Annotated in this window: 22 protein-coding genes and 1 riboswitch; of the genes, 10 read left to right on the forward strand and 12 right to left on the reverse strand. The window is 71.8% G+C overall.

Translation table 11 applies throughout. The features are described 5' to 3' along the window. Positions 1-3 precede the first annotated feature (3 nt). Positions 4-1,338: a UDP-glucose dehydrogenase family protein gene (locus ACZ6S4_RS05270; protein ID WP_465473683.1), complete on the forward strand. Its 1,335-nt coding sequence runs from the start codon at positions 4-6 to the stop codon at positions 1,336-1,338. 38 nt (positions 1,339-1,376) lie between these two features. Here ACZ6S4_RS05270 and ACZ6S4_RS05275 read toward each other — a convergent pair whose 3' ends face one another. Both ACZ6S4_RS05275 and ACZ6S4_RS05280 read right to left on the reverse strand, forming a co-directional pair. Next, positions 1,377-1,868, reverse strand: a complete 492-nt coding sequence (locus ACZ6S4_RS05275) for a hypothetical protein (RefSeq protein ID WP_465473684.1) — start codon at positions 1,866-1,868, stop codon at positions 1,377-1,379. Between the two features lie 88 nt (positions 1,869-1,956). Further along, the gene (locus ACZ6S4_RS05280) at positions 1,957-3,129 is read right to left on the reverse strand and encodes a PucR family transcriptional regulator (RefSeq protein ID WP_465473685.1); all 1,173 of its coding nucleotides are present in this window, start codon (positions 3,127-3,129) and stop codon (positions 1,957-1,959) included. A gap of 95 nt (positions 3,130-3,224) precedes the next feature. Here ACZ6S4_RS05280 and ACZ6S4_RS05285 point away from each other — a divergent pair, with 95 nt between their 5' ends. The 4 genes from ACZ6S4_RS05285 to bluB all read left to right on the forward strand — a co-directional run bounded on the left by ACZ6S4_RS05285 (position 3,225) and on the right by bluB (position 7,708). Beyond that, the gene (locus tag ACZ6S4_RS05285) at positions 3,225-4,280 is read left to right on the forward strand and encodes a ferredoxin reductase (protein ID WP_465473686.1); all 1,056 of its coding nucleotides are present in this window, start codon (positions 3,225-3,227) and stop codon (positions 4,278-4,280) included. A 45-nt stretch (positions 4,281-4,325) separates the two neighbouring features. Further along, a complete protein-coding gene (locus ACZ6S4_RS05290; RefSeq protein ID WP_465473687.1) occupies positions 4,326-5,537 on the forward strand; it encodes a fatty acid desaturase family protein in 1,212 nt (403 codons plus the stop codon). Positions 5,538-5,560: 23 nt separating this feature from the next. Beyond that, positions 5,561-6,805, forward strand: coding sequence for a D-arabinono-1,4-lactone oxidase (locus ACZ6S4_RS05295; RefSeq protein ID WP_465473688.1), 1,245 nt, complete (start codon positions 5,561-5,563; stop codon positions 6,803-6,805). A 36-nt stretch (positions 6,806-6,841) separates the two neighbouring features. Beyond that, positions 6,842-7,045, forward strand: a riboswitch (cobalamin riboswitch). A gap of 36 nt (positions 7,046-7,081) precedes the next feature. After that, entirely contained in the window at positions 7,082-7,708 is a 627-nt protein-coding gene (bluB, locus tag ACZ6S4_RS05300; protein ID WP_465473689.1) for a 5,6-dimethylbenzimidazole synthase, read from the forward strand. A gap of 27 nt (positions 7,709-7,735) precedes the next feature. Here the strand turns inward: bluB and ACZ6S4_RS05305 are convergent, their stop codons facing one another. The 3 genes from ACZ6S4_RS05305 to ACZ6S4_RS05315 all read right to left on the reverse strand — a co-directional run bounded on the left by ACZ6S4_RS05305 (position 7,736) and on the right by ACZ6S4_RS05315 (position 10,836). Continuing rightward, a complete protein-coding gene (locus ACZ6S4_RS05305) occupies positions 7,736-8,140 on the reverse strand; it encodes an ester cyclase (RefSeq protein WP_465473690.1) in 405 nt (134 codons plus the stop codon). A gap of 78 nt (positions 8,141-8,218) precedes the next feature. Next, positions 8,219-9,259 (reverse strand): hypothetical protein, encoded by a 1,041-nt coding sequence (locus tag ACZ6S4_RS05310; protein WP_465473691.1) that lies wholly within the window; start codon positions 9,257-9,259, stop codon positions 8,219-8,221. A 179-nt stretch (positions 9,260-9,438) separates the two neighbouring features. After that, positions 9,439-10,836 (reverse strand): cation:dicarboxylate symporter family transporter, encoded by a 1,398-nt coding sequence (locus ACZ6S4_RS05315; RefSeq protein ID WP_465473692.1) that lies wholly within the window; start codon positions 10,834-10,836, stop codon positions 9,439-9,441. A gap of 96 nt (positions 10,837-10,932) precedes the next feature. Between ACZ6S4_RS05315 and ACZ6S4_RS05320 the strand changes: the two genes are divergently transcribed. Next, positions 10,933-12,513: a sensor histidine kinase gene (locus ACZ6S4_RS05320; RefSeq protein WP_465473693.1), complete on the forward strand. Its 1,581-nt coding sequence runs from the start codon at positions 10,933-10,935 to the stop codon at positions 12,511-12,513. Continuing rightward, complete coding sequence (locus ACZ6S4_RS05325; RefSeq protein WP_465473694.1) at positions 12,510-13,193, forward strand: response regulator; 684 nt, start codon at positions 12,510-12,512, stop codon at positions 13,191-13,193. Before ACZ6S4_RS05320 ends, ACZ6S4_RS05325 begins: the two co-directional genes overlap by 4 nt. A 9-nt stretch (positions 13,194-13,202) precedes the next feature. Here ACZ6S4_RS05325 and ACZ6S4_RS05330 read toward each other — a convergent pair whose 3' ends face one another. Then, entirely contained in the window at positions 13,203-15,362 is a 2,160-nt protein-coding gene (locus ACZ6S4_RS05330) for a transglycosylase domain-containing protein (protein WP_465473695.1), read from the reverse strand. Positions 15,363-15,381: 19 nt separating this feature from the next. Then, the gene (locus ACZ6S4_RS05335) at positions 15,382-16,413 is read right to left on the reverse strand and encodes an alpha/beta hydrolase family protein (protein ID WP_465473696.1); all 1,032 of its coding nucleotides are present in this window, start codon (positions 16,411-16,413) and stop codon (positions 15,382-15,384) included. An 87-nt stretch (positions 16,414-16,500) separates the two neighbouring features. Here ACZ6S4_RS05335 and ACZ6S4_RS05340 point away from each other — a divergent pair, with 87 nt between their 5' ends. Continuing rightward, entirely contained in the window at positions 16,501-17,283 is a 783-nt protein-coding gene (locus tag ACZ6S4_RS05340) for an LLM class F420-dependent oxidoreductase (protein WP_465473697.1), read from the forward strand. 36 nt (positions 17,284-17,319) lie between these two features. On the opposite strand, the gene ACZ6S4_RS05345 is transcribed toward ACZ6S4_RS05340, so the two are convergent. Together ACZ6S4_RS05345 and ACZ6S4_RS05350 are read right to left on the reverse strand one after the other, a co-directional pair. After that, positions 17,320-17,979: a response regulator gene (locus tag ACZ6S4_RS05345; protein WP_465473698.1), complete on the reverse strand. Its 660-nt coding sequence runs from the start codon at positions 17,977-17,979 to the stop codon at positions 17,320-17,322. Further along, entirely contained in the window at positions 17,967-19,211 is a 1,245-nt protein-coding gene (locus tag ACZ6S4_RS05350; RefSeq protein WP_465473699.1) for a sensor histidine kinase, read from the reverse strand. Before ACZ6S4_RS05350 ends, ACZ6S4_RS05345 begins: the two co-directional genes overlap by 13 nt. 169 nt (positions 19,212-19,380) lie before the next feature. Between ACZ6S4_RS05350 and ACZ6S4_RS05355 the strand changes: the two genes are divergently transcribed. Further along, positions 19,381-19,575 (forward strand): hypothetical protein, encoded by a 195-nt coding sequence (locus tag ACZ6S4_RS05355; RefSeq protein WP_465473700.1) that lies wholly within the window; start codon positions 19,381-19,383, stop codon positions 19,573-19,575. A 45-nt stretch (positions 19,576-19,620) separates the two neighbouring features. Here ACZ6S4_RS05355 and ACZ6S4_RS05360 read toward each other — a convergent pair whose 3' ends face one another. Next, positions 19,621-21,114: a GntP family permease gene (locus ACZ6S4_RS05360; protein WP_465473701.1), complete on the reverse strand. Its 1,494-nt coding sequence runs from the start codon at positions 21,112-21,114 to the stop codon at positions 19,621-19,623. Positions 21,115-21,155: 41 nt separating this feature from the next. Further along, a complete protein-coding gene (locus ACZ6S4_RS05365) occupies positions 21,156-21,596 on the reverse strand; it encodes a MarR family winged helix-turn-helix transcriptional regulator (protein ID WP_465473702.1) in 441 nt (146 codons plus the stop codon). A gap of 90 nt (positions 21,597-21,686) precedes the next feature. Between ACZ6S4_RS05365 and ACZ6S4_RS05370 the strand changes: the two genes are divergently transcribed. After that, the gene (locus tag ACZ6S4_RS05370; RefSeq protein ID WP_465473703.1) at positions 21,687-22,316 is read left to right on the forward strand and encodes an FMN-dependent NADH-azoreductase; all 630 of its coding nucleotides are present in this window, start codon (positions 21,687-21,689) and stop codon (positions 22,314-22,316) included. A 47-nt stretch (positions 22,317-22,363) separates the two neighbouring features. Here ACZ6S4_RS05370 and ACZ6S4_RS05375 read toward each other — a convergent pair whose 3' ends face one another. Further along, a complete protein-coding gene (locus ACZ6S4_RS05375) occupies positions 22,364-23,047 on the reverse strand; it encodes an SDR family oxidoreductase (protein ID WP_465473704.1) in 684 nt (227 codons plus the stop codon). Between the last annotated feature and the right edge of the window lie 52 nt (positions 23,048-23,099).

A 23,099-nucleotide genomic window follows, 5' to 3' on the forward strand; every position in this document is an offset into this window, starting at 1 on the left:
CTGATGAACAACACCACCACGCGTCCCCGCCTCACCGTCATCGGCACCGGATACCTCGGCGCCACCCACGCGATCTGCATGGCAGTGATGGGCTACGACGTCATCGGCGTCGACGTCGACGCCAGCAAGGTCGAGCGGCTCAACTCCGGCGAGGTGCCGTTCTTCGAGCCGGGTCTGCCGGAGTTGCTGACCAAGGCCCTGGAGACCGGGCGGCTGCGCTTCACGACCTCCTTCCAGGAGGCCGGCGAGTTCGGCGACGTCCACTTCATCTGCGTCGGGACCCCGCAGCGCAAGGGCTCCGAGGCCGCGGACATGACCTACGTCGACGCGTCGGTCACCGCGCTCGCCGCACACCTGCACCGCCGCGCCCTGGTGGTCGGCAAGTCGACGGTCCCGGTGGGCACCGCCGCCCGCCTGGCCGAGCTGCTGCGCTCCACCGCGCCGGCCGGCGACCAGGTCGAGCTGGCCTGGAACCCGGAGTTCCTGCGGGAGGGCTTCGCCGTCGACGACACCATGAAGCCCGACCGGATGGTCTTCGGCGTCACCTCGGCCTGGTCGGAGCAGCAGCTGCGCTCGGCCTTCGCACCGGTGCTGGCCCAGGGCGTACCCGTCAAGGTCACCGACCTGCAGACCGCCGAGCTGGTCAAGGTGGCCGCGAACTCGTTCCTGGCCACCAAGATCTCCTACATCAACGCGATGGCCGAGGTCTGCGAGGCCACCGGCGCCGACGTGCACGACCTGGCCGAGGCGCTGGCCTACGACGAGCGCATCGGCGGCAAGTTCCTGCGCCCCGGCCTGGGCTTCGGCGGCGGTTGCCTGCCCAAGGACATCCGGGCGTTCGCGCACCGGGCGGAGGAGCTCGGCGTCGGCCAGGCGGTCGGCTTCCTGCGCGAGATCGACGGCATCAACGGCCGCCGCCGGGCCCGTACGGTCGACCTGGTCGTCGAGCTCTGCGGCGGCGACGTGGCCGGCAAGAAGATCGCGGCCCTGGGTGCGGCGTTCAAGCCGAACTCCGACGACATCCGGGACGCGCCCGCCCTCGACGTGGCGAGCACGCTGGCGAGCATGGGCGCGGACGTGCACGTGTTCGACCCGGCGGCGATGGAGAACGCCCGCAAGGTGCACCCCGAGCTGTCGTACGGCACCAGCGCGCTCGACGTGGCCCGCGGCGCGGACGTGGTCGTGCTGCTCACCGAGTGGACCGAGTTCCGCGAGATCGCCCCGGAGGCCATGGCCGCGGTGGTCACCGGCATGCGCATCTTCGACGGCCGGCACGCCCTCGACCCGACTGCGTGGCGCGCCGCGGGCTGGGAGTACAAGGCGCTCGGCCGTCCCTGACGCTCAGGACGCGGGGGCCGGTCCGTCCGGCCCTCGCGTCAGGCCTGCTCCGGCGGGCGCCGCGGTCCGGGCAGGTGACCGACGGACAGGGCCGCGACCACCGCCGCGGCGAACGCCTCCCGGTCGCCCGGCGAGCAGCCGTGCTCGGTGGCCGCGTCCGTCGCCGCGGCCCAGACCGCGCGCAGCTGCCCCTGGTCGAAGGCCGGCACAGGCTGGTCCGGCACCCGAGCCAGGTGGTCGGTGCGCGAGCGGCGCCACCGGTCGAGCAGCGCCGCGAGCCGGCCCCGCCGGGCGGGCGCCGGCCCGGGTTCCCCCTCGGCGAGCGTGACCACCGTCTCGGCGACGAAGCCCAGCACGAACGGTGCCCATCCGACCTGCCGGCCACCGGCCAGACCGGTCAGGGTCCAGGGCTCGATCCGGTACGCCTCCAGCACCGTCCCCACGTACGGCAGCTCGGCCGGGGCCAGCGCGGCCAGCACCTCGCGGACGACATCCTGTCCGGTCCGCAGCTCTTCGTCGTCATCGTCCACGCTTGTCCCCGTTCGTCGTGTCCGCGCTGACCATAAGCGCGTCGCGCGGGACGGGACCACGGTGGTCATTCGTTCGGCGGACGGCGGCTCAGGCGGGTTCGAGGGCCAGGGCGACGGTCAGTTGCAGCAGCCATTGCGGGTCGCGCAGGCGGTCGCCGTACAGCTCGCGCAGCCTGGTCATCCGGTAGCGGACCGTCTGCGGGTGCACGAACAGCGCCGCGGCGACCTCGTCGCGGCGGCCCTGGTGCTGCAGCCAGGCGCGCAGTGTCTCGGCCAGCTTGGCCGCCACCGGCTCTTTCTCGTCCGCCAGGGGAGCCAGCACCTTGGCCCGCAGGTCGGCCAGGGCCTGCGGGTCCGCGGTGACGATGAGCGCGACGAGGTGATCCTCGGTGTCGACCACCGCTCCCCCGGCGCTCGGCGCGAACCGGGAGGTCCGCACGGCCCGGGCGAGCGAGTCGCGGGCCTGCAGCCAGGGCCGGACCGGTCCGACGGTCGCGCCCCGGCCCACCAGCAACCGCATCAGGTGCATGCGCGAGGGGCCCTGGGCGTCCGGGACCAGCAGCACCGAGGTCTCGTCCGGGCCGGCCTCGGCGACGTGCAGGGTCCGCGCGTCCAGCAGATCGAGCACCGAGCGGGCGAACGGCTCGGGCACCAGCACCGCGGTGAGGGTCTGCGGCGGCACCCACTCCGCGCGCTCGGCCGCCGCGGTCACCACGTGCGCGGGCTCGCCGGCCAGCAGCGCCTGGGCCAGGCGTTCCAGCAGGTGCCGGCGGACCCGGCCGGAGCTGGCCAGCTCGTCCGCGTGCCCGGCGACGCTGGCGGCGGAGAGCTCGTCGATGTACGCGAACACCTGCTCGGCGAAGTGCGCGATGGTCGCCGAGTCCTGCCCGGCCCCGACGCTGATCGCCGCCAGCTCCCGCCAGGCCACCCGCGCCCCCAGCCGGTACGCCGCCAGCAGCGAGTCCAGGCTGCGCCCGTTACGCGCCTCACCCCGGCCCAGCGCGTACGCTGCCTCCAGCGCCGGGGTCAGCGGTGAGCCCCGCCCCTTGCCGGCCGAACGGGACACCAGGTTCAGAAAGGTGGCCAGCGCGGCCCGGACCGCCTTCTCGATCTGCGGGCCGAGCTCCCCGGCGAAGGCCTTGGCGTACGCCGGCACTCCCTCGGTGATGGCCTCCACGGTCTGGGTGGCGACCGCCGGGAGCGCGTGCCGCAGCGGGGCGGCCGCCTCGGCGGACAGGCGGAAGTCCTTCACATCGCTCACCGCGACCCCCTTTTGTTCGTAGGGAACAATAACCTGCCGCTAAATTCCCTTGACCGGGTCAGGCATTCGTGCCGAGATCACCGCAGGCTTGAGACATGGCGGTGACTCAAACCCTGCGATCGGGTGCTTGGCGGGTCGTGGAGCTCCTCACGACACCGGTGGTGCCGGCTGACTACCTCGACGTGATCGCGCCCCTGCGCAACGCCGGCGTGCTGCGCGCCCGGATCGAGGCGGTCCGGCCCGAGACCCGCGACGCGGTGACCCTGGTGCTGCGGCCCGGTCGCGGCTTCCGCCGGCACGAGCCCGGCCAGTACGTCCGCATCGGCGTCGACGTGGACGGCGTACGGCTGTGGCGCGCGTACTCGGTGACCAGCGCACCGGGCCGGCTCTCGGTGACCGTCAACGCCGTCAAGGACGGCGTGGTCAGCAACTACCTGATCCGCAACGCCCGGCGCGGCATGCTGGTGCATCTCGACCAGCCCGCCGGCGACTTCACGCTGCCCGCCACCCGCCCGGCCAAGGTACTGTTCGTGACCGCCGGCAGCGGCATCACCCCGGTGATGGGCATCCTGCGCAGCGCCCTGCACGAGCTGGACGACGTCGTGCTGGTGCACTCGGCCCGGGAACGCGAGGCCGTCGTCTTCGGCGACGAGCTGCGCACGCTGGCCGCCGCGGGCCGGATCCGCTTCGTCGAGCGGCACACCGCCACCGCCGGCCGGATCGCCCCGCCGGAGCTGGCCACCCTGGTCCCCGACCTGGCCGAGCGGCACACCTGGGCCTGCGGACCCAACGAGATGCTGGACGACCTGGGCGCGCACTTCGCCGAGGCCGGCATCACGCAGCCGCACGTCGAACGGTTCCGCCCGACCGTCATCGCCACCGGTGACGGCGGCAAGGTCACCTTCGGCCGCTCCGGCACGGTCGTCGACGCCGACGGCAGCACACCGCTGCTGGAGGCCGGCGAGGCCGCGGGCGTGCTGATGCCGTCCGGCTGCCGGATGGGCATCTGCTTCAGCTGCGTGCTGCCGATGACCGAGGGCGCCGTGCGCGACCTGCGCGACGGCTCGATCACCACCGCCGTCGAAGGCGACAACGTCCTGGTGCAGACCTGCATCTCGGCCGCCGCCGGCAACTGCCACCTGGACCACTGAGACTCCGCTCCCGCTCCCCGCTCCACGAAGAAACCGAGGACTGCCGTGACCACTCTGCAGCGCAAGCCGAAGAACCCGATCGCGCACCTGACCGCCGAGGACATCGAGGCCATCGGCCGCGAGCTGGACGCCCTGCGCGACGAGATCGTGGCGAGCCGCGGCGAACGCGACGCCCGGTACATCCGCAGGGTGATCACCACTCAGCGCCGGCTCGAGCTGGCCAGCCGCGCGGTCCTGCTCGTGTCGATCTTCCCGCCGGCCTGGCTGCTCGGCACGGCCGGCCTGTCGGTTGCCAAGATCCTCGAGAACATGGAGATCGGGCACAACGTCATGCACGGCCAGTGGGACTGGATGCGCGACCCGAAGATCCACTCGACCACCTGGGAGTGGGACAACGCCTCGCCGTCGGAGCAGTGGAAGCACTCGCACAACGAGCTGCACCACACGTACACCAACGTGATCGGCAAGGACAACGACCTCGGCTACGGCATCATGCGCGTCGACGAGCAGCAGCGCTGGAGCCCGATCCATCTCGGTCAGCCGCTCTGGAACTTCGTCAACGCCTGCTTCTTCGAGTACGGCATCGCCGCGTACGACCTGGAGCTGGGCAAGAACCTCAAGACCAAGAAGCGCCGCCAGTCGCCGCAGTTCAAGGAGCGGCTCAAGCAGGTCCGCCGCAAGATCGGCAAGCAGATCCTGAAGGACTACGGCGTGCACCCGGCCCTGTCCGCGCTGACCGGCTCCTGGCTGACCACGATCGCCGCCAACGCGACGGCCAACCTGGTCCGCAACCTGTGGACCCACTCGGTGATCATGTGCGGTCACTTCCCGGAGGGCGTGGAGACCTTCGAGCGCACCTCGATCGAGGGCGAGACCCGCGGCGAGTGGTACCTGCGCCAGATGCTCGGCTCGGCCAACATCGACGGCAACCGGGCGATGCACATCATGACCGGCAACCTGTCGTACCAGATCGAGCACCACCTGTTCCCGGACCTGCCCAGCAACCGGTACCAGGAGATCGCGCCGCAGATCCGCGACCTGTTCCAGCGGTACGGGCTCTCGTACACCAGCGGCTCGCTGCCCCGGCAGGTCGGCTCCGCCTGGTACAAGGTCTTCCGGCTCTCGCTGCCCAACCGCGGCGAGGCCAAGGCCCTCGCCGACGGCCCGCGCCCGGCCAGCGGCCGCAAGGTGAAGGCGACCCGCTGGCAGCGCCCGGCCACCGAGACCCAGCCCGAGCCCGTAGCTGTGAACTCCTGACCCGCACGGCCTAGGCTGGTCCGGTGAGCAACGTGGTGACCAACTGGGCCGGCAACATCACCTTCGGCGCCCGCCGGCTGCACCGGCCGGCGGCGCTGCCGGAGCTGCAGGAGATCGTCCGGGCCGGTGGGCCGCTGCGGGTCCTGGGCAGCGGGCACTCCTTCAACCGGATGGCCGACACGACCGGCGACCTGGTCAGCCTGATCAGCATGCCCCGCGTCGTGGAGATCGCCGAGGACCGCAGGACGGTCCGGGTCGACGGCGGGATCCGGTACGGCGAACTCGTCGACCGCCTCGACGCGGAAGGCCTGGCGGTGCACAACATGGCATCGCTCCCGCACATCTCGGTGGCCGGCGCGGTCACCACGGCCACCCACGGCTCGGGCGTCCGCCACGGCAACCTGGCCACCTCGGTAGCAGCGATCGATCTGATCCGCGGCGACGGCGAACTGGTGACCCTCCGCCGCGGCGACGAAGACTTTTCCGGCGCGGTGGTGGGCCTGGGTGCCCTCGGCGTCGTGACCGCGCTGACCCTGGACGTGGTGCCGGCGTTCGAGATCCGCCAGTACGTCTACGACGACCTGCCCCGCGCGTCGCTGGAACAGCACCTGCCGGAGATCCTCGCGGCCGGGTACAGCGTCAGCCTGTTCACCAACTGGCAGACCGGGGACATCAACCACGCCTGGTTCAAGCGTACGGACGAGCTGCCGGAAGGCCCGCTCTTCGGCGCCCGCCCGGCCGACGGGAAGCGCCACCCGGTGCCCGGGGTGCCGGCGGACAACAGCACCGACCAGTTCGGCGTACCGGGCCCGTGGCACGCCCGGCTGCCGCACTTCAAGATGGAGTTCACCCCCAGCACCGGCGCGGAGTTGCAGTCGGAGTGGATGGTGCCGTTCGACCGCGCCCTGGAGGCGATCGACGCGGTGGCCCGGGTCCGCGAGAAGATCGTCCCGGTCCTGCAGGTGAACGAGATCCGTACGGTAGCGGCCGACGACCTGTGGCTGAGCATGAACTACCAGCGCGACAGCCTCGGCCTGCACTTCACCTGGATCGCCGACACGGCCGCGGTCCTCCCGGCAGTGGCGGCGCTGGAGGAGCAGCTCGCGCCGTTGGAGGCCCGCCCCCACTGGGGCAAGGTCTTCACGGCGGACGCGGCAACGGTCCGCAGCCGCTACCCCCGCTTCTCCGACTTCCGGGCCCTGGTCGCGAAGTACGACCCCAAGGGCACCTTCCGCAACCCCTGGCTCGACGACATCCTGGGCCACTGACCCGCGGCCGCCGTCCGTGGCGGTAGCGTGTCGTCCGGCACGAACTTGTTGCGAGGTGCCCCGCCCACGGGTGGGGAGAATCGGGAAGCCGGTGAGAATCCGGCACGGGCCCGCCGCGGTGACCGGGGAGCTGCCGCCCACGCGCATCCTTGTGCGCAGCCACTGGCCGGACGGCTGGGAAGGCGGGCGGTGAGGCGCTGATCCGGGAGTCCGAAGACCGGCCTCGCGTCGATGATCCCGGCCTGCCCGGGGCACGAGCGCAGCGGGAGCCTGCCCATGACCCACGATCTGTACGAGACCATCAGCCGCCGCCGCGACGTCCGGGGCCAGTTCACCGGCGCGCCCGTCCCCGATGATGTGCTGGGCCGGATACTCACGGCGGCGCACGAAGCGCCCAGCGTCGGACTGTCCCAGCCGTGGGACTTCATCCTGGTCCGCGACCGCGACCTCCGGCAGACATTCCACCAGCACGTGCACACCGAACGCGAAACCTTCGCCGCCACCCTCGGCGGCGACACGGCGCGGCGGTTCGCCCGCATCAAGATCGACGGGATCCTGGAGTCGACGCTGTCGGTCGTGGTGACCTACGACGCCGGGCGGGGTGGGCCGGCGGTGCTGGGGCGGCACGCGATTGCCGACGCCGGGCTCTATTCGGTGTGCCTGGCCATCCAGAACCTGTGGCTGGCGGCCACGGCCGAAGGACTGGGCGTCGGGTGGGTGTCCTTCTACCGCGAGGACTTCCTGCGCGGCCTGCTGGGCATCCCGGGCTCGGTGCGGCCGGTTGCCTGGCTGTGCCTGGGGCCGGTGAGCCACCTCGAGGACGTACCGGATCTGGAACGGCACGGCTGGCGGCGACGCCGGCCCTTGCAGCTGGCCCTGCACACGGACCGCTGGGGCGGCTGAGCCGAGCCCGCGCGGACAGGCCCCGGCTCAGGCCGGGGTGATCCGGCCGCCGATCTGCTGGGCAACCTCGAGGTCATTGCCCTCGAACCAGCTCTCCGCCACCTTTCCCCCGGCCAGCCGGAAAATGATGATCCCGGTCTCCCGCACCCGCTGGTCGTCCGGCGGCAGATCCAGATAGCCACCCCGGTACGTCGACCGGATCGTGTACCGCACCACCAGCCGGTCCCCGCTGACGATCACGTCCTCCAGCACCGGTTCCTGGTCGGCGAAAGCTGCCGGATACCAGCGCAGCCACGTCGTGAAGGCGGGCAGGTCGCCGCTGCCGCCCGGTCCGTGCGCCACGAAGTCTTCGGTGACCAGGTCGGTCAGCCGTTGTTCGTCCCCCGTGCGGCACATGGCGAACCACGCGCGCGCGATCTCCGTCGCATCCATGCATCAATTTCTATGCCATGGCGACCTTCGGCGCACTGCAAACGGCGGCCGGGAGATCCCCGGCCGCCGGCTGCGCCGTCAGTCCGTGACGGTCGGTGCGGTCCGCGCGGCCTCGCGCAGGTCGGCCTTTTCCGCCGTGTACGGGTTGTACGCGTAAGCCCGCCCCAACTCCCCCGGCACAGTGAAGTACTCGGCCGACAGCTTCGCCGGGTCCGTGGCGATCTCCCCGCGGCCCGGCAGGTCGTCGCCGTCGTCCCAGCCCCACGGCGCGTTGGCCGAGTTGGTGCCGCACGAGTACGTGCCCACGCCGCACCCGCCCGAGGTGTCTCCGGCGAAGGTGCCCAGGTTCGCGTACAGGTTGGTGTTGTCCCGTTGGGCCCACAGGCCGCCCGCCGCGAAGATGTCGATCAGCTCGTAGCGGACGTCGCGGTCGTTGGTGCTGCTCGGCGTCTCGCCCTCGGTCGACGGGTAGTAGACGAGTCCGTCGCCGTTGATGGCGTACTGCGGGTACGCCTTGAGGCCGTGGCCCTGGACCTCCTGTGCGGTCACGGGGTGCTGGAACGAGTCGTGCGGTGACGACTGCAGCTGCAGCGTGCCGTCGACCGTTTCGCGGCCGGTGGTCCAGGTGCTGCCGCTGGGCGTGTACGAGTAGAAGCTCGTGTGTGCCACGGTGACCGCGGAGCGCAGCACCCCGTACGTGGAGCCGTCCTTCTGGATCGCCAGCAGCACGCCCTCGCCGTCGTTCTCGTGCTCGGTCTCGAAGAACGGGTGGTCGGCCCAGTCCCGGGGGTGGAAGAAGAAGTAGGTGACGTACCAGTGGGTGCTGGTCTCCGCCACCGAGTAGTACGCCGCCGCCGAGAACGACGCGCCGGACTCGGCTGCGCGGTCCCAGTTGTTGCGGCCGTTCCAGTCGCCGTCGAAGTTCACTTTGGTCAGGTAGTCCGCCTTGCCGCCCAGGGCGTGGCTGCCGGTGGCGTCGACGTCCTGGTAATGGATGGGCGCCCAGCGCAGAGCCAGGTCGGCCCGGCTGATCGCGGCGCCGGCGGGTGCCGGTGCCGCGAGTCCGATGGTTGCCAGCGCTACCGACAGCGCAGCCGCGATTCTGCCCCTACCGACCATGTGCCCACCTTCACCGAATGGATAGACCACGGGCAATGTATGGGCTCCACGGTGGTGGATGCGTGGCCGAGCCGCAACGCCCGGATGGCCACCGACCGAAGAGTCGGCACGGCGCCACCCCGCCGCGCCCGGGGCAGTCGGGATGGGCGCGACGGAGTGGCGGATCAGGTGCCGCGGCTTCAGGCGGGTGCGCCCGCGGGAACAGCCGGCGGCGGGGTGGCGGGCGGCTGGGCCGCCGCGGGCGGGTCGTCGTGCTCGTCGACCATCGTCGCCTCGTCGAACGGGTCCTCCCCGGCCAGCACGCGCTGAGCCCGGTCCCGGTCGAACTCGCTGGTCCAGGTGCCGATCAGCACGGTGGCGACCGCGTTGCCGGCGAAGTTGGTCAGGGCCCGCGCCTCGGACATGAACCGGTCGATGCCGACGATCAGGCCGACGCCGTCGAGCAGTTCCGGGCGGTGGCTCTGCAGGCCGCCGGCCAGCGTGGCCAAGCCCGCGCCGGTGACGCCCGCGGCCCCCTTGGAGGCGATGATCATGAAGACCAGCAGGGAGATCTGCTCGCTGACCGACAGCGGGTCGCCGACCGCCTGGGCGACGAACAGCGAGGCCATGGTGAGGTAGATGGCCGTGCCGTCCAGGTTGAAGGAGTACCCGGTCGGCACGGTGATGCCGACGACCGGCTTGCTGACGCCGACGTGCTCCATCTTGGCGATCAGCCGGGGCAGCGCCGACTCCGACGACGAGGTGGAGACGATCAGCAGGAACTCCCGGCCCAGGTAGCGCAGCAGCTTGAGCAGGTTGATCCGGGCGACCAGCCACAGCAGGGAGCCGAGGATGACGAAGACGAAGATCGCGCAGGTGGCGTAGAAGCCCAGCATGATCTGGGCCAGGCTCTTGAGGGCGTCGACGCCGGTCGCGCCGACCACCGCCGCCATCGCGCCGAACGCGCCGATCGGGGCCAGCCACATGATCATCGCTAGAACCTTGAAGACCAGCCGCTGCAGGACCGTGACGGCCCGCAGCACCGGCTCGCCGCGCGAGCCCATCGACTGCAGAGCGAAGCCGACCAGCAGCGCCACCAGCAGCGTCTGCAACACCTGACCCTCGGTCAGCGCCGAGAACAGCGACGTCGGGATGATGCCGAGGATGAAGTCGGCGGTACCCTCGCTCGCCGAGTCACCGACCGCCTTCTGGCCGGCCTCGGCGACCGAGGCACTCAGGTTGAGGCCGGATCCGGGGTGGATCAGGTTGCCGACGACCAGGCCGATGGCCAGGGCGACGGTCGACATGATCAGGAAGTAGCCGAGCGCGAGCCCGCCGACCTTGCCGACCTTCGCGGCCTGGCGGACGGAACCGACACCCAGCACGATGGTGCAGAAGATGACCGGGCTGATCATCATCTTGATGAGGTTGACGAAGCCGGTGCCGATCGGGCGCAGTTCGACCGCGAAGTCGGGCACGAGGAAGCCGACGGCGATGCCGAGGATGACGGCGACGATCACCGCCAGATACAAGTAGTGGGTGCGGTCCCGCTTCGCCCCCGGGGTCGGGGCGGGCGGGGCGGGGCTCTGACTCTCCATGCCGCAGACTGTGTCCTGGGTCTCACCCCCGGGGCACCATTGCGTTCATTCTGTTCACCGCGGCGAAACGCGACGACGACGACTGGAAACACGCCGATGAGACGACGCTGGAGCATCGCCGGGCAGCTGTTCGCGTTGCAGGTGCTGGTCGTCAGCCTGCTCGTGGCCGGCGGCACAACCGGCGCCGTGCTGCTGGCCCGCAACGACGCCCACGACGCCGCGGTCGAGGAGGTCAGCGCCGTCGCGGAGGCCATCGCCCACTCCCCCATGGTGGCCGACGCCTTGCGCTCGCCGCGGCCCAGTGCCGTGCTGCAGCCGTACGCGGAAGCCACCCGGATCGCCACCGGCACCGACTTCGTCGTGGTGATGGCCACCGACCGCACCCGGTACACCCACCGCAACCCCGACCTGATCGGGCAGAAGTTCGCCGGCACGGTGGCCGGCGCGCTGGCCGGCGGCACGGTCGTGGAGCAGTACCGGGGCAGTCTCGGCGAGTCCGTGCGCACCGTGGTGCCGGTGCGCGCGGCCGACGGGACCGTCATGGGCCTGGTCTCGGTCGGTATCACCACCAAGGAGATCAACCGTAAGCTGCTGGGCCAGGCGCCGACGGTCGCGCTGGCCACGGTGGCCGCGCTGCTGCTGGCCGCGGCCGGGGCCTGGCTGCTCAGCCGGCGGCTGCGCCGGCAGACACACGGGCTCGGCCCGGCCGAGATGACCCGGATGTACGAGTACTACGACGCGGTGCTGCACGCCGTACGGGAGGGTCTGGTGGTGGTCGACCGGGACGGCCGGGTGGCCCTGATCAACGACGAGGGCCGGCGGCTGCTCGGCATCGCTGACGACGCGCGCACCGACCGCCGCGTCGACGAGCTGGACCTGCCGGCCGAGGCCGCGGCCCTACTGACCTCGCGCCGCACCACGGTCGACGAGCCGGTGCTGGCCGGTGACCGGGTGCTGGTGGCCAGCCAGCGCGAGACCCGGTTCGAGGGCCGCACCCTGGGCACGGTGCTGACCCTGCGCGACCACACCGAGCTGCGGGCGCTGACCGGGGAGCTGGACTCGGTGCGCGGGCTCACCGAGGCGTTGCAGTCGCAGGCGCACGAGGCCGCCAACCGCCTGCACACCGTGCTGACCCTGGTCGAGCTGGGCCGCACCGACGAGGCGATCCGGCTGGCCACCGACGAGCTGGCGCTGGCCCAGCAGCTCACCGACCAGGTGGTCGGCGCGCTCACCGAGCCGGCCCTGGCGGCGCTGCTGCTGGGCAAGTCGGCCCAGGCCAGCGAGCGCGGGGTGGAGCTGACCGTGGACGAGTCGTCCCGGCTGGAGGGCGAGCCGCTGCCGAGCCGGGATCTGCTCACCGTCGTCGGCAATCTGGTCGACAACGCCCTGGAGGCGGTCGCGGCCGCGCCGCCGCCGCGCCGGGTGCGGGTGCTGGTCCGCGAACAGGACGCCGCGGTGCTGGTCCGGGTCACCGACACCGGTCCGGGCATGTCGGCCGACCAGGCCGCGGCGGCGTTCCGCCGCGGCTGGACCACCAAGGACGGGCCGGGCCACGGGGTCGGGCTCGCCCTCGTCCGCCAGGTCACCGAGCGGTACGGCGGCAGCTACGACGTCACCCCGGCCACCGGCGGCGGCGCGGTGCTGACCGTCCGGCTGCCGGTGCCGGTGCCGTCATGAGCGCCATCCGGGTGCTCGTGGTCGACGACGAGCCGCTGATCGCCGAGGCCCACCGGGCCTACACCGAGCGGATCGAGGGCTTTGAGGTCGTCGCCGTCGCGCACTCCGCCCGCGACGCGATGGCCGCACTGCGGGCCGGACCGGTCGACCTGGTGCTGCTTGACCTGAACCTGCCGGACAAGCACGGCCTGGAGGTCGCCCGGGCGTTGCGGGCGGCCGGCAGCGGCACGGATGTGCTGGCCGTGACCTCGGCCCGGGACATCGCGATGGTCCGGGCCGCCGTGGCTCTCGGCGTGACGCACTACCTGCTCAAGCCGTTCACCTTCGCGGCGTTCCGCGACAAGCTCGACGGCTACGCGCGCTACCGCAGCCAGCTGCGCGACACCGGGGAGGTCGCCGCCCAGCACGAGATCGACCGGGTGCTGGCCACCCTGCGCGGCGCCCCGCACGACTCGCTGCCCAAGGGCTTGGACGCCCGTACCCTCGATCTGGTGCTGGCGGCGCTGCGGGCAGTGACCGGCCCTGCCGGGCTCTCCGCCGCCGAGGTCGCCGGCAGCATCGGGGCGTCGCGGGTCACCGCGCGCCGCTACCTGGAGCACCTGGCCGACGCCGGCCGGGTCGTCCGCAGCTCCCGCTACGGCGGCCCGGGCCGGCCGGAGGTCGAGTACCGGCCGGCCTGACCATCCTCGTCAGCCGGGCTTCTTGAACTCTTCCTCCGGCCTGCCCTCCATGTAGTCGGCCACGGTGCGGTAGACCGCCGGGTTGACGATGCCGTGCGACATCCGGTCGGTGTGCCCGGCCCAGTCCGGGTTGACCAGGTAACCGGCCACCACGAGCTGCTGGGTGCCGACCACCAGCGCGGCGGTCTTGTCGTCGTCGGTCGTACCGGTCTTGCCGAAGATCGGGTGACCGACGACGCGGCGCGCGTTCGCCTCGGTGGCCCCGCCGCAGTTGCCGAGCTGCGCGCGGTCCCCGACCGGGCAGCGGGCCGCGTCCAGCGCCTTGCGGGCGACGTCCTTGCTGGTCGCCCGGTTGCACTTGGGCTGGCCGATGTCGCTCTTCTTGCCGTCCTGGGTGTAGATCTGCTGGATCGGGGTGGGCGCGCAGTACATGCCGTCACCGGCGAGCGTCGCGTACGCGTTCGCGATGTCCAGCGGCGTCGAGGCCGAGACGCCGAGGGTGAACGCGCCCCACTGGTTCGCGGCCTCCTCGTTGTCGGCCATCTCCGCGTCCTTCTGCGCCCGGAACTTGACCCCGAACCGCTTGGCCACGTCGACCACGTTCTCCGCGCCGACCTTCTCCTGCAGCGGCACGAAGTACGTGTTCACCGAGCGGCCGAAGCCGGTCCACATGTTGAACGGGCCGACCTCGCTCTTGGAGGAGTTGCCGGGGCAGTAGAAGTGCGTGCCCGGGCAGGCCGCGTCGGAGCTCGGGTCGATGATGTAGCCGGACTTGTACCGCTCCTGGGCGTTGATCGTGAAGCTCGGCTCGAGCCCGCTCTCCAGCGCCGCGACCATGGTGAACATCTTGAAGACCGAGCCGGCCTGGTAGCCGGTGATGTCGCCGCCACCGGTGATGATCGGGTTGGTCGTGTTCGGGTACGTGCCGCGGATGCCCTCGGCCGCCTTGGCCGGGTCGGAGGAGATCTTGTTCTCCGGATCGGAGGTGCTGTCCAGCTTGTACTTGCGGTTCGCCGCCAGGGTGCGCACCCGGCCGGAACCGGGCTCGACGCCGGCCAGCAGCAGCGCGTTGCGGTTGGTGTCCTTGATCAGCCCGGTGATCTCCTTGCGGGCCGCGCTCTGCGCCTTGACGTCGAGCGAGGTCACGATCCGGTAGCCGCCGGTCTTGAGCTGACGCTCCCGGTCGTACGTGGTCTTGCCGAACGCCTCCTGGCTCAGCCACCAGCGGTAGAAGTAGTCGCAGAAGAAGCCCCAGTTGTTCTTCGCGACCGACACGCAGCCGTTGCCGGGCCGGTTGGTGGTGCGCCCGAGCTTGACCGCCTTGGCCTTGGCCGCGTCGTCCGGCTTGAGGTAACCGAGGTCCCGCATGTTGTCGATGATGTAGTTGCGCCGGTCCAGCGCCTGCGGGTAGCCGCTGGCGGTGGTCGGGTCGAAGGAGGTCGGCGCCTTGACCATGCCGGCCAGCAGGGCCGCCTCGGCGACCGTGAGGTCCTTGGGCTTCTTGCGGAAGTACACCTGGCTGCCGGCGTAGACCCCGTACGCGCCGTTGCCGAACGGGGCGATGTTCAGATAGCGCTCAAGGATCTCCTGCTTGGAGAGCTCCTTCTCGAGCTGCAGGGCGTACTTCATCTCGGAGAGCTTGCGCTCCGGGGTGTCCTTGGTGGCGTCGACAGCCTCCTGCGGGGTCTTCGCCGAGTACGCCAGGGTCATCCGGACGAGCTGCATCGTCAGCGTCGAGGCGCCCTGCTTGTCGCCGCCCTGCTTGTTGTTGACGAAGGCCCGGGCGACGCCTTTGAGGTCGACCCCGTTGTGCTTGTAGAACTGGTGGTCCTCGGCGGCCACGATCGCGTTCTGCATGTTGACCGAGATGTCCTTGAGCGGGACGTCACTGCGGAACTCGTCGAACATGACCGCGAGCTGGGTCTTGTTGTCGGCGGCGAAGACTCGCGTCACCTGCGGCGCCGTCTGCTGCTCGAGCTGGCTGGGCAACTGCGCGAACGTCTCCGAACCGGCCTTGGCCGCCAGCCCTGACATGGCGACGGCCGGGAACGAGGCTGCGGCGACCACCACGCCCGCCAGCAACCCGCAGATCAGCAGTGATCCGGCGCTGGCGAACTTGTTGCGGTCGCGGGGAGGCGTAGGGGAAGTCACTCGAACCAGGTTAGTCATGAAGATCCAGGGCTGCCTCTCAGAGGTCGGTCTCGAGAGTGGCCACGTCACCGGTCCGGGCGGCCCCCGGGATGCGGGCCTTGGCGGCGGTGTCACCGTGCAGGGCCCAACGCAGGAACTCCGTGGAGGTGACGGTGGTCGCCTCGAAATCATTGGCCCGGGTGACGTGCCCGCCGTCGGTGATCGACAGCATCGCGCGTGACCAGGGAACCGCCGCGAACACGGCGTGCCCGGCCCGGTAGGTCACGGTGTTGTCCTTGCGGCCGTGCACGAAGAGCATCGCGGCGGACGGGCCGGTGAAGGGCATTCCCTGGAAGTCGGTGCCGGCCAGGACGACGCCTGCTTTGAGACGTTCGTCACGATGCGCACTGAACAACCCGACCGTGGTGATTCCCCCACCGGAGTGACCCGCGGCGCCCAGCCGGTCCGGATCGATGATCGCACCGAGCGGGTCGGTCAGCGCGAGCAGCGAGTCCAGCACCGCCGACGCGTCCTGCGGCTGGTTGATGATGTCCGGCGCGTAGAAGTCGGCCGCGCCGTACGAGGTGCGCGGGTAGGTCGGGCCGGCCACGACGAAGCCGGCCTGGGCCCAGCGGGTGAGCATCGGGGCGTAGTCGCCGGGTTGGGCGGTCAGGCCGTGGCTGAACAGCACCAGCGGGAAGCGGCCCGGGGCGGCCGGCGCGTCGTCGACCGGGTCGGGGCTGGGCTGTGCCTCGCCGGTGGCCGGATACCACACCGTGGTCGGCAGCGGCCGGTCCGCGCCGCGGGAGAACTCCAGCACCCGCTGGCCGACCGCGAAGGCACCGGCCGGGGCGGTTCCCGGCGCCGGGGCGTACGGCGCCGTGACGTTCTGCGGCGCCAGCGACGACGCGGTCGTGGAGGCGAGGATCGGAGCCGCCGAGACGGAGGCTGAGGCCGACCCTGAGGGTAGGGCGGTGGCACTGGCGGAGGCCGTGGCCGAACCGCCCGTGCCGCTCGGCGACGTGCACGCCGTCAGGGCGCCGGCGCCGGCGGTGGCGGCCAGTCCGGCCAGCATTGTCCGTCTACGCATGGTCACCATCTTGCGATACGAACCTGTGCTGACCTTGAGAATCCCCCGAGCGGTAGATCACACTCCGTACGGGATTAGGCTGCGATCATGACCTCCAGGCCGGTAAGGATCGGGCTGCAGCTCCAGCCCCAGCACATGGATTACGCCACCATCCGCCGCACGGCGGCCGAGGCCGAGGAGCTCGGCGTCGACGTGCTGTTCAACTGGGACCACTTCTATCCGCTCACCGGTGAGCCCGAGGGTCTGCACTTCGAGTGCTGGACGATGCTCGCCGCCTGGGCCGAGGCGACCTCCCGCGTCGAGATCGGCGCCCTGGTCACCTGCAACAGCTACCGCAACCCGGAGCTGCTGGCGGACATGGCCCGCACGGTCGACCACATCAGCGACGGCCGGCTCATCCTCGGCATCGGCTCCGGCTGGTTCGCCAAGGACTACCAGGAGTACGGCTACGAGTTCGGCACGGCCGGCGGCCGGCTCGACGACCTCGCCGAGGCGCTGCCGCGGATCGAGTCCCGCTGGGGCAAGCTGAACCCGCCGCCGACCCGGGACATCCCGGTGCTGATCGGCGGCGGCGGCGAGAAGAAGACGCTCAAGCTGGTCGCCAGGCACGCCGACATCTGGCACAGCTTCGGCGACGCCGAGACCATCGAACGCAAACTCGGGGTGCTGCGCGGGCACTGCGCGGACGTGGATCGCGACGCCGCCGAGATCGAGGTGTCGGCCGGCGCGCCGAAGGGCGATCCGTCGGCGGGCGGGCCCGAGCTGCGCGAGAAGGGCGTCTCGCTCTTCACCGTCGGCGTCGGCGGGCCCAAGCCGGATCTCGGCCCGCTGAAGCAGTGGCTGGCCTGGCGCGACGAGCAGAACGCGTGAGCACGGCGGCCGGGCCCACGGGCCCGGCCGTCCCGTTCAGGAAGCGCGCTCGCGCCCGTCCAGGTAGCGCAGCACGGCGGCGACCCGGCGGTCCGAGCGGTCGTCGGGCGCCATGTCGAGCTTGTTGAAGATGCTGCGGATGTGCTTGTGCACGGCCCCCTCGCTGACGAAGAGCCGCTCGGCGATGGCCACGTTGCCCAGCCCTTCGGCCATCAGCGCCAGCACGTCGCGCTCGCGCGGGCTGAGCCGGTCCAGCCGCGAGTCGGGGCGGGTCCGGGCGAACAGCTGAGCCACCACCTCCGGGTCGACGGCCGTGCCGCCGCCGGCCACCCGGTGCAGCGCCTCCAGGAACTCCTCGACCCGGCCCACCCGCTCCTTGAGCAGGTAACCCAGGCCCCGGGCACCGCCGGCGAGCAACTCGGTGGCGAACATCTGCTCGACGTACGCGGACAGCACCAGCACCGCCAGCCCGGGCCGGCGCCGCCGGGCCTCGACCGCCGCCACGATTCCCTCGTCGGAGTGGGTCGGCGGCATCCGCACGTCGACGATGGCCACGTCCGGAGCGTGCTCTTCGACGGCCGCCAGGAAGGCGTCCGGGGTGCCCGCGGTGGCGACCACGTCCAGCGACTCGGCGCGCAGCAGCAACGCCAGTCCCTCCCGCAACAGGGCATCGTCCTCGGCGATCACAATCCGCACGGCAGCTCCACCTCCAGGGTCGTCGGCCCGCCGGGCGGGCTGGTCATGGTCAGGGCGCCGTCGAGGGCCTCGACGCGGCGCCGGATGCCGATCAGGCCCGAGCCGCCGGTCTCGTCGGCTCCGCCCCGGCCGTTGTCGGTGATGCGCAGCCGGAGCCGGCCGCTGCTGCTGCGCACCTCGACCGCGGCTTGCGTGGCCCCGCTGTGCTTGGCGATGTTGGTGAGGGCCTCGGCCACCACGAAGTAGGCGGTGGACTCGACCGACGCGGCGCAGCGGTCCGGCACGTCGACATCCATCCGGCACGGCACGGCGCTGTCGGTGGCGAGCCCGTTCAGCGCGCCGGCCAGGCCGCGGTCGGCCAGCACCGGCGGCAGGATGCCCCGGGCCACCGCGCGCAGCTCGGCCAGGGCCAGCTCGGCCGAGCTCTGCGCGCGTTCCAGCAGCGCCTCGGCCTCGGCGGGGTCGCGGGTGAGCATGCGACGGGCGGCGCCGAGCAGCACGGTGGTCGCCACGAGCCGGTTCTGGGTGCCGTCGTGCAGAGAACGTTCGATGCGGCGCAGCTCGATGGCGTGCGCGTCGAGGGCGGCGGCGCGGGTCGCGGTGAGCTGGGCGACGCGCAGCGACAGATCGACCTCCGGGCCCGGCGCGAGCAGCCGCCGCCCGTACGCGCTTTGCAGGCGGGCCATTGCCGGGGTGAGGCCGACCGTCACCACGGCCCAGCAGAGGCCCAGCAGCGTGACAGTGACGACGCCCGGCCAGTCGTGCACGGTCCACAGCCCGAGCCCCGGGGTCCGCTCGCCCTCGGGGATCAGCTGCCACCAGAGGGCGAACGTGCCGTCCCGTACGGCCCAGACCGGCAGCTGGATGCCGAGCCCGCCGAGCAGCAGGCCCACGGTGGCGTGCCGGGCCGCCCAGGCCACCTCGCGCCGCGTGCCCGGGTCGGCCAGCGCCGCCCGCCATCGGGCCGGTGGCGGGCCGGGGCTGAGCACCTCCTCGCCGCGGCGCGAGAGCCGGTTGCGCTCGATGTCGGCCACGGCGTGCAGGAGGCGCAGGGCCGAGGGCAGCACCAGCAGTCCGATGCCGATCAGGCTCGCGACGGCCACCAGGAGCAGCCAGGACAGCGCGCCCAGGGCCAGGGTGGCGGTGCCCAGACCGACGAGCAGGTCGCGCAGCGCCCGCAGGGTCGACCTGCGTGCCTCACCGGCCAGCCGCCGGATCTCCCTCGCCTCCATGGCCGCTGACCCTAGGGCCAAGCCGCCACCCGTGGCAGGGCCGGGGCCCGAAAGTACAGCCTGCTGTACCCCGGCAGGGCAGATGACGGGATCGGCACGGCCCGCGCGGCTGCCTAGCGTCGATGGCAACGGATGCACACCGCGTCCCGTCCCCACCGAGGAGTCAGCCATGACCGACATCGACCGTTCCAGCACATCCTCAGCCACCCGGGCCCTCGTCTGGACCCTGCTGCTGCTCTGCACGGTCGGCAACCTGGCGCTGTCGATCTACGGCGGCCCGCTGGTCGTGCACCTCGGCCTGGGCATGGTCACCCTGCTGTGCATCGCCGCGCTGGTCGTGCCGTACCTCCGCACCAAGCGGTGACCGCGCCTGCCGGAGCGGGCGCGGTCACCGGAGGAAAGGACCGGGTCAGACGAAGATGTCGAGGATCAGCACGCAGGCGAACCCGACCACCGAGATGATCGTCTCCATCACCGACCAGGTCTTGATGGTCTGCCCGACGGTCATCCCGAAGTACTCCTTGACCAGCCAGAAGCCCGCGTCGTTGACGTGCGAGAAGAACAGCGAGCCACAGCCGATGGCCAGCGCGAGCAGCGAGATCTCGGGCTTGTCCAGGGTCGCGGCGAGCGGGGCCACGATGCCCGCGGCGGTGATCGTGGCGACGGTGGCCGACCCGGTGGCCACCCGGATGCCGACCGCGACCAGGAAGCCGAGCAGCAGCGCGGAGATGTTGGCGTCCTTGGCCGCGTCCGCGACCACGTTGCCGACCCCGGCGTCGACCAGCACCTGCTTGAACCCGCCACCGGCGGCCACGATGAGCAGGATGCCGGCGATCGGCGGCAGCGAGCCGCCGATGACCGCCGAGGTCTGCGCCCGGTCGAAGCCGGCCCGCTTGCCCAGCGTCCACATGGCCAGCAGCACGCCGGCCAGCAGCGCCACCACCGGGGTGCCGGCGATGTCGAGCGCCTTGCGCAGCCCGGTGTCCTCGTCGAGGGTCAGCTCACCGACCGCGCGGATGAGCATCAGCACGATCGGCAGCAGGATGGTGAGCACCGCGGCGAGCACGCCCGGGTTGCGCCGCCGGCTCGGCAGGTCGCTGTCGACCGGCTTGTCCGGCTCCATGGAACCGGCGTTGGCCAGGTCGTCACGGTCGACGAAGTCCTGACCGCCGGCCGGGCCCGATCCGGCGGACCGGCCACCGCTGCCCGCGGGCACCAGTTGGGCCGGCACCGCCAGGGGCACCCGCTTGGCGATGAAGTTGCCGAAGATCGGGCCTGCGATGATCACCGTGGGGATCGCGCAGATGAGCCCGAAGGCGAGGGTGAGCCCGAGGTCCGCGCCCAGGCTGGAGACCGCGACCAGCGGACCGGGGTGCGGCGGGACCAGGCCGTGCAGGACCGACAGGCCGGCCAGCGCCGGGATGCCGATCTTGAGCAGCGGTACGTCGGTGCGCTGGGCCACCAGCAGCACGATCGGCACCAGCAGCACGACGCCGACCTCGAAGAACAGCGGCAGGCCGATGAGCGCGGCGACGCCCGCCATGGCCCAGGGCAGCGCCGATCCGGAGAACTTGCGGACGATCGTGGTGACGATGCCGTCCGCACCGCCCGACTCGGCGAGCAGCGCCCCGATCATGGAGCCGAGCGCGATCAGCAGTCCGACGCTGCCGACCGTGCTGCCGACTCCCGCGGTGAAGGAGGTGATGGTGTCGTCGGGCGCGGCGCCGGCCACGACCCCGAGGACGGCCGCGCCCAGGATCAGGGCGAGGAAGGGATGCCACTTGGCCCAGGCGATGAGCAGGACGACAACCGCGATGCCGAGCACCGCGGCCAGGACGAGTTGGCCGGTTCCGGCGGAGGTTATCGCCTCCGCGGCCAACACCGGGGCAGAGAGCGAGGTCATGGGCGTGCCCTACCCGATGCCGGCGTTTTCCAACCGTTCGTTCAGGAGCGGTCCAGCGCGGCGATGACCTTTCCCAGCGCCGTCGCCACGGTGCGGGCCTCCGCGGCGGCGAGGTGGGCGGTGAAGTGACGTTCGATCCCGCCGAGATAAACCGGCGCCGCGGCGCGCAGCCGGGCCCGGCCGGCCTCGGTGATCGTCGCGTACGCGGACCGGCGGTCGTCGGGATTGGCCTCGCGCGTGACGAGCCCGTCGGCGGCGAGCTGGTCGACGACCCGGCTCACCCGGGACCGGCTGACCACCGCCACGGCGCCCAGTTCCCCCATGCTGAGCCGTCGGCCCGGTGCCGCGTTGAGCTCCAGCAGGACGTCGTACCAGGTCAGCGGCAGTCCGCAGGCCGCCTGCAATTCCCGGTCGAGCTGCGGGACGAGGGCGGCGTGCACGCGCAGCAGGGCGCCCCAGGCCGCAACTCCGGTGTCGCTCATCACCGCAGCCTAGCGACTCTTGTGCGTGCGCACATATCGGCGTAGAAATGTGCGTGCGCACGCATTCAAGTTGAGCCGAGGAGAGCCACCATGACCAAGCTCCTGCACATCTCCGCCTCGCCGCGCGGCGGGCAGTCCGAGTCGCCGGCGATCGCCGCGTCCTTCCTGGACACGTTCCGGGCCGAGCACCCGGACGTCACCGTCGAGACGTACGACCTGTGGGACGGCACCCTGCCGGCCTTCGGCCCGGACGCCGCCGCGGCCAAGATGGCGATCTTCGCCGGCGAGCAGCCGCGGGGCGCGGCGGCCGAGGCCTGGCAGTCCGCCGTCGACACCTTCCACCGCTTCGACGCCGCCGACCGCTACCTGTTCAGCGTCCCGATGTGGAACGCCGGCGTGCCGTACGTGCTCAAGCAGTTCATCGACGTGGTGAGCCAGCCCGGCCTGGTCTTCGGCTTCGACCCCGAGCAGGGTTACACCGGCCTGCTGACCGGCAAGCGCGCCGCGGTCGTCTACACCAGCGCGGTCTACGGCCCCGGCCGCGGGCCGGCGTTCGGCGCCGACTTCCAGGCGCCGTTCTTCACCGACTGGCTGCGCTGGGCCGGCGTCGCCGACGTCAGCGAGGTGCACTTCCGGCCGAACCTGGCCACCGCCGACGCGGCCACCGGCCGCCGGCTCGCCCACGAGCAGGCCCGCGACCTGGCCAAGCGCTTCGCCTGAGCGCGATCGGGCGGCCGTCCCGGGCCTGGCCGGGACGGCCCCGCGGGTCAGTCCTGCAGGGCGGTCGACAGTCCGGCCTTGACCGTACGGCTGAACTCGTCGGCCACGATCTCGGGCTTGCCCGCCGCGATGCCGTCCAGGGCCAGGGTCGCCACGACGGCCGGGTCGATCTTCTGGTCCGCGGGGACGGCGGCCGCCATGTCGGTGTCCATGAAGCCGACGTGCAGCGCCGACACCGTGATGCCCCTGGGCGCCAGCAGGTCACGCAGGGCATTGCTCTGCGCCCACTCGGCCGCCTTGGCCGCGCTGTACGCCCCGAACGGGCCAGGGTGCAGCCAGGACAGCACGGACAGCACGTTGAGCACCGCGCCGCCGCCGTTGCGCTCCAGCACCGGCGCGAAGGCCCGGGTGACGGCGAGCGTGCCGAAGTAGTGCGTCTCCATCTCCAGCCGGATCGCGTCGAGGTCGCCCTCCAGTAGGTTCACGCCGAGGCTGGTGCCGGCGTTGTTGACCACCACGGTGGCGTCGTCGGCGATCTTGGCCGCCTGGGCCACCGATTCCGGGTCGGTGATGTCGAGCCGCACCCGGATCACGCCGGGCAGGTCGATGGTCTCGGGGCGCCGGGCCGCCGCGTACACCTTGGCGCCGCGCTGCACGAGCTGGGCGGCGAAGTGCCGGCCGAGGCCGCGGTTGGCCCCGGTGACGAGGGCGACGGAGTTCTCGAGCCGCATGGTGGTTCCTTCCGTTGATCCGACGGGTTTAGATTATGGTCGTCATCTATCG

The sequence above is a fragment of the Actinoplanes sp. NPDC051405 genome (assembly GCF_055586185.1).

Coding starts and splice junctions, on each gene's coding strand:
- ACZ6S4_RS05340 (WP_465473697.1), top strand. CDS start 16,501: ATGACCTCCAGGCCGGTAAGGATCGGGCTGCAGCTCCAGCCCCAGCAC.
- ACZ6S4_RS05375 (WP_465473704.1), bottom strand. CDS start 23,047: ATGCGGCTCGAGAACTCCGTCGCCCTCGTCACCGGGGCCAACCGCGGC.
- ACZ6S4_RS05310 (WP_465473691.1), bottom strand. CDS start 9,259: ATGGTCGGTAGGGGCAGAATCGCGGCTGCGCTGTCGGTAGCGCTGGCA.
- ACZ6S4_RS05335 (WP_465473696.1), bottom strand. CDS start 16,413: ATGCGTAGACGGACAATGCTGGCCGGACTGGCCGCCACCGCCGGCGCC.
- bluB (WP_465473689.1), top strand. CDS start 7,082: ATGACCCACGATCTGTACGAGACCATCAGCCGCCGCCGCGACGTCCGG.
- ACZ6S4_RS05320 (WP_465473693.1), top strand. CDS start 10,933: ATGAGACGACGCTGGAGCATCGCCGGGCAGCTGTTCGCGTTGCAGGTG.
- ACZ6S4_RS05370 (WP_465473703.1), top strand. CDS start 21,687: ATGACCAAGCTCCTGCACATCTCCGCCTCGCCGCGCGGCGGGCAGTCC.
- ACZ6S4_RS05285 (WP_465473686.1), top strand. CDS start 3,225: ATGGCGGTGACTCAAACCCTGCGATCGGGTGCTTGGCGGGTCGTGGAG.
- ACZ6S4_RS05350 (WP_465473699.1), bottom strand. CDS start 19,211: ATGGAGGCGAGGGAGATCCGGCGGCTGGCCGGTGAGGCACGCAGGTCG.
- ACZ6S4_RS05365 (WP_465473702.1), bottom strand. CDS start 21,596: ATGAGCGACACCGGAGTTGCGGCCTGGGGCGCCCTGCTGCGCGTGCAC.
- ACZ6S4_RS05330 (WP_465473695.1), bottom strand. CDS start 15,362: ATGACTAACCTGGTTCGAGTGACTTCCCCTACGCCTCCCCGCGACCGC.
- ACZ6S4_RS05355 (WP_465473700.1), top strand. CDS start 19,381: ATGACCGACATCGACCGTTCCAGCACATCCTCAGCCACCCGGGCCCTC.
- ACZ6S4_RS05270 (WP_465473683.1), top strand. CDS start 4: ATGAACAACACCACCACGCGTCCCCGCCTCACCGTCATCGGCACCGGA.
- ACZ6S4_RS05305 (WP_465473690.1), bottom strand. CDS start 8,140: ATGGATGCGACGGAGATCGCGCGCGCGTGGTTCGCCATGTGCCGCACG.
- ACZ6S4_RS05360 (WP_465473701.1), bottom strand. CDS start 21,114: ATGACCTCGCTCTCTGCCCCGGTGTTGGCCGCGGAGGCGATAACCTCC.
- ACZ6S4_RS05315 (WP_465473692.1), bottom strand. CDS start 10,836: ATGGAGAGTCAGAGCCCCGCCCCGCCCGCCCCGACCCCGGGGGCGAAG.
- ACZ6S4_RS05325 (WP_465473694.1), top strand. CDS start 12,510: ATGAGCGCCATCCGGGTGCTCGTGGTCGACGACGAGCCGCTGATCGCC.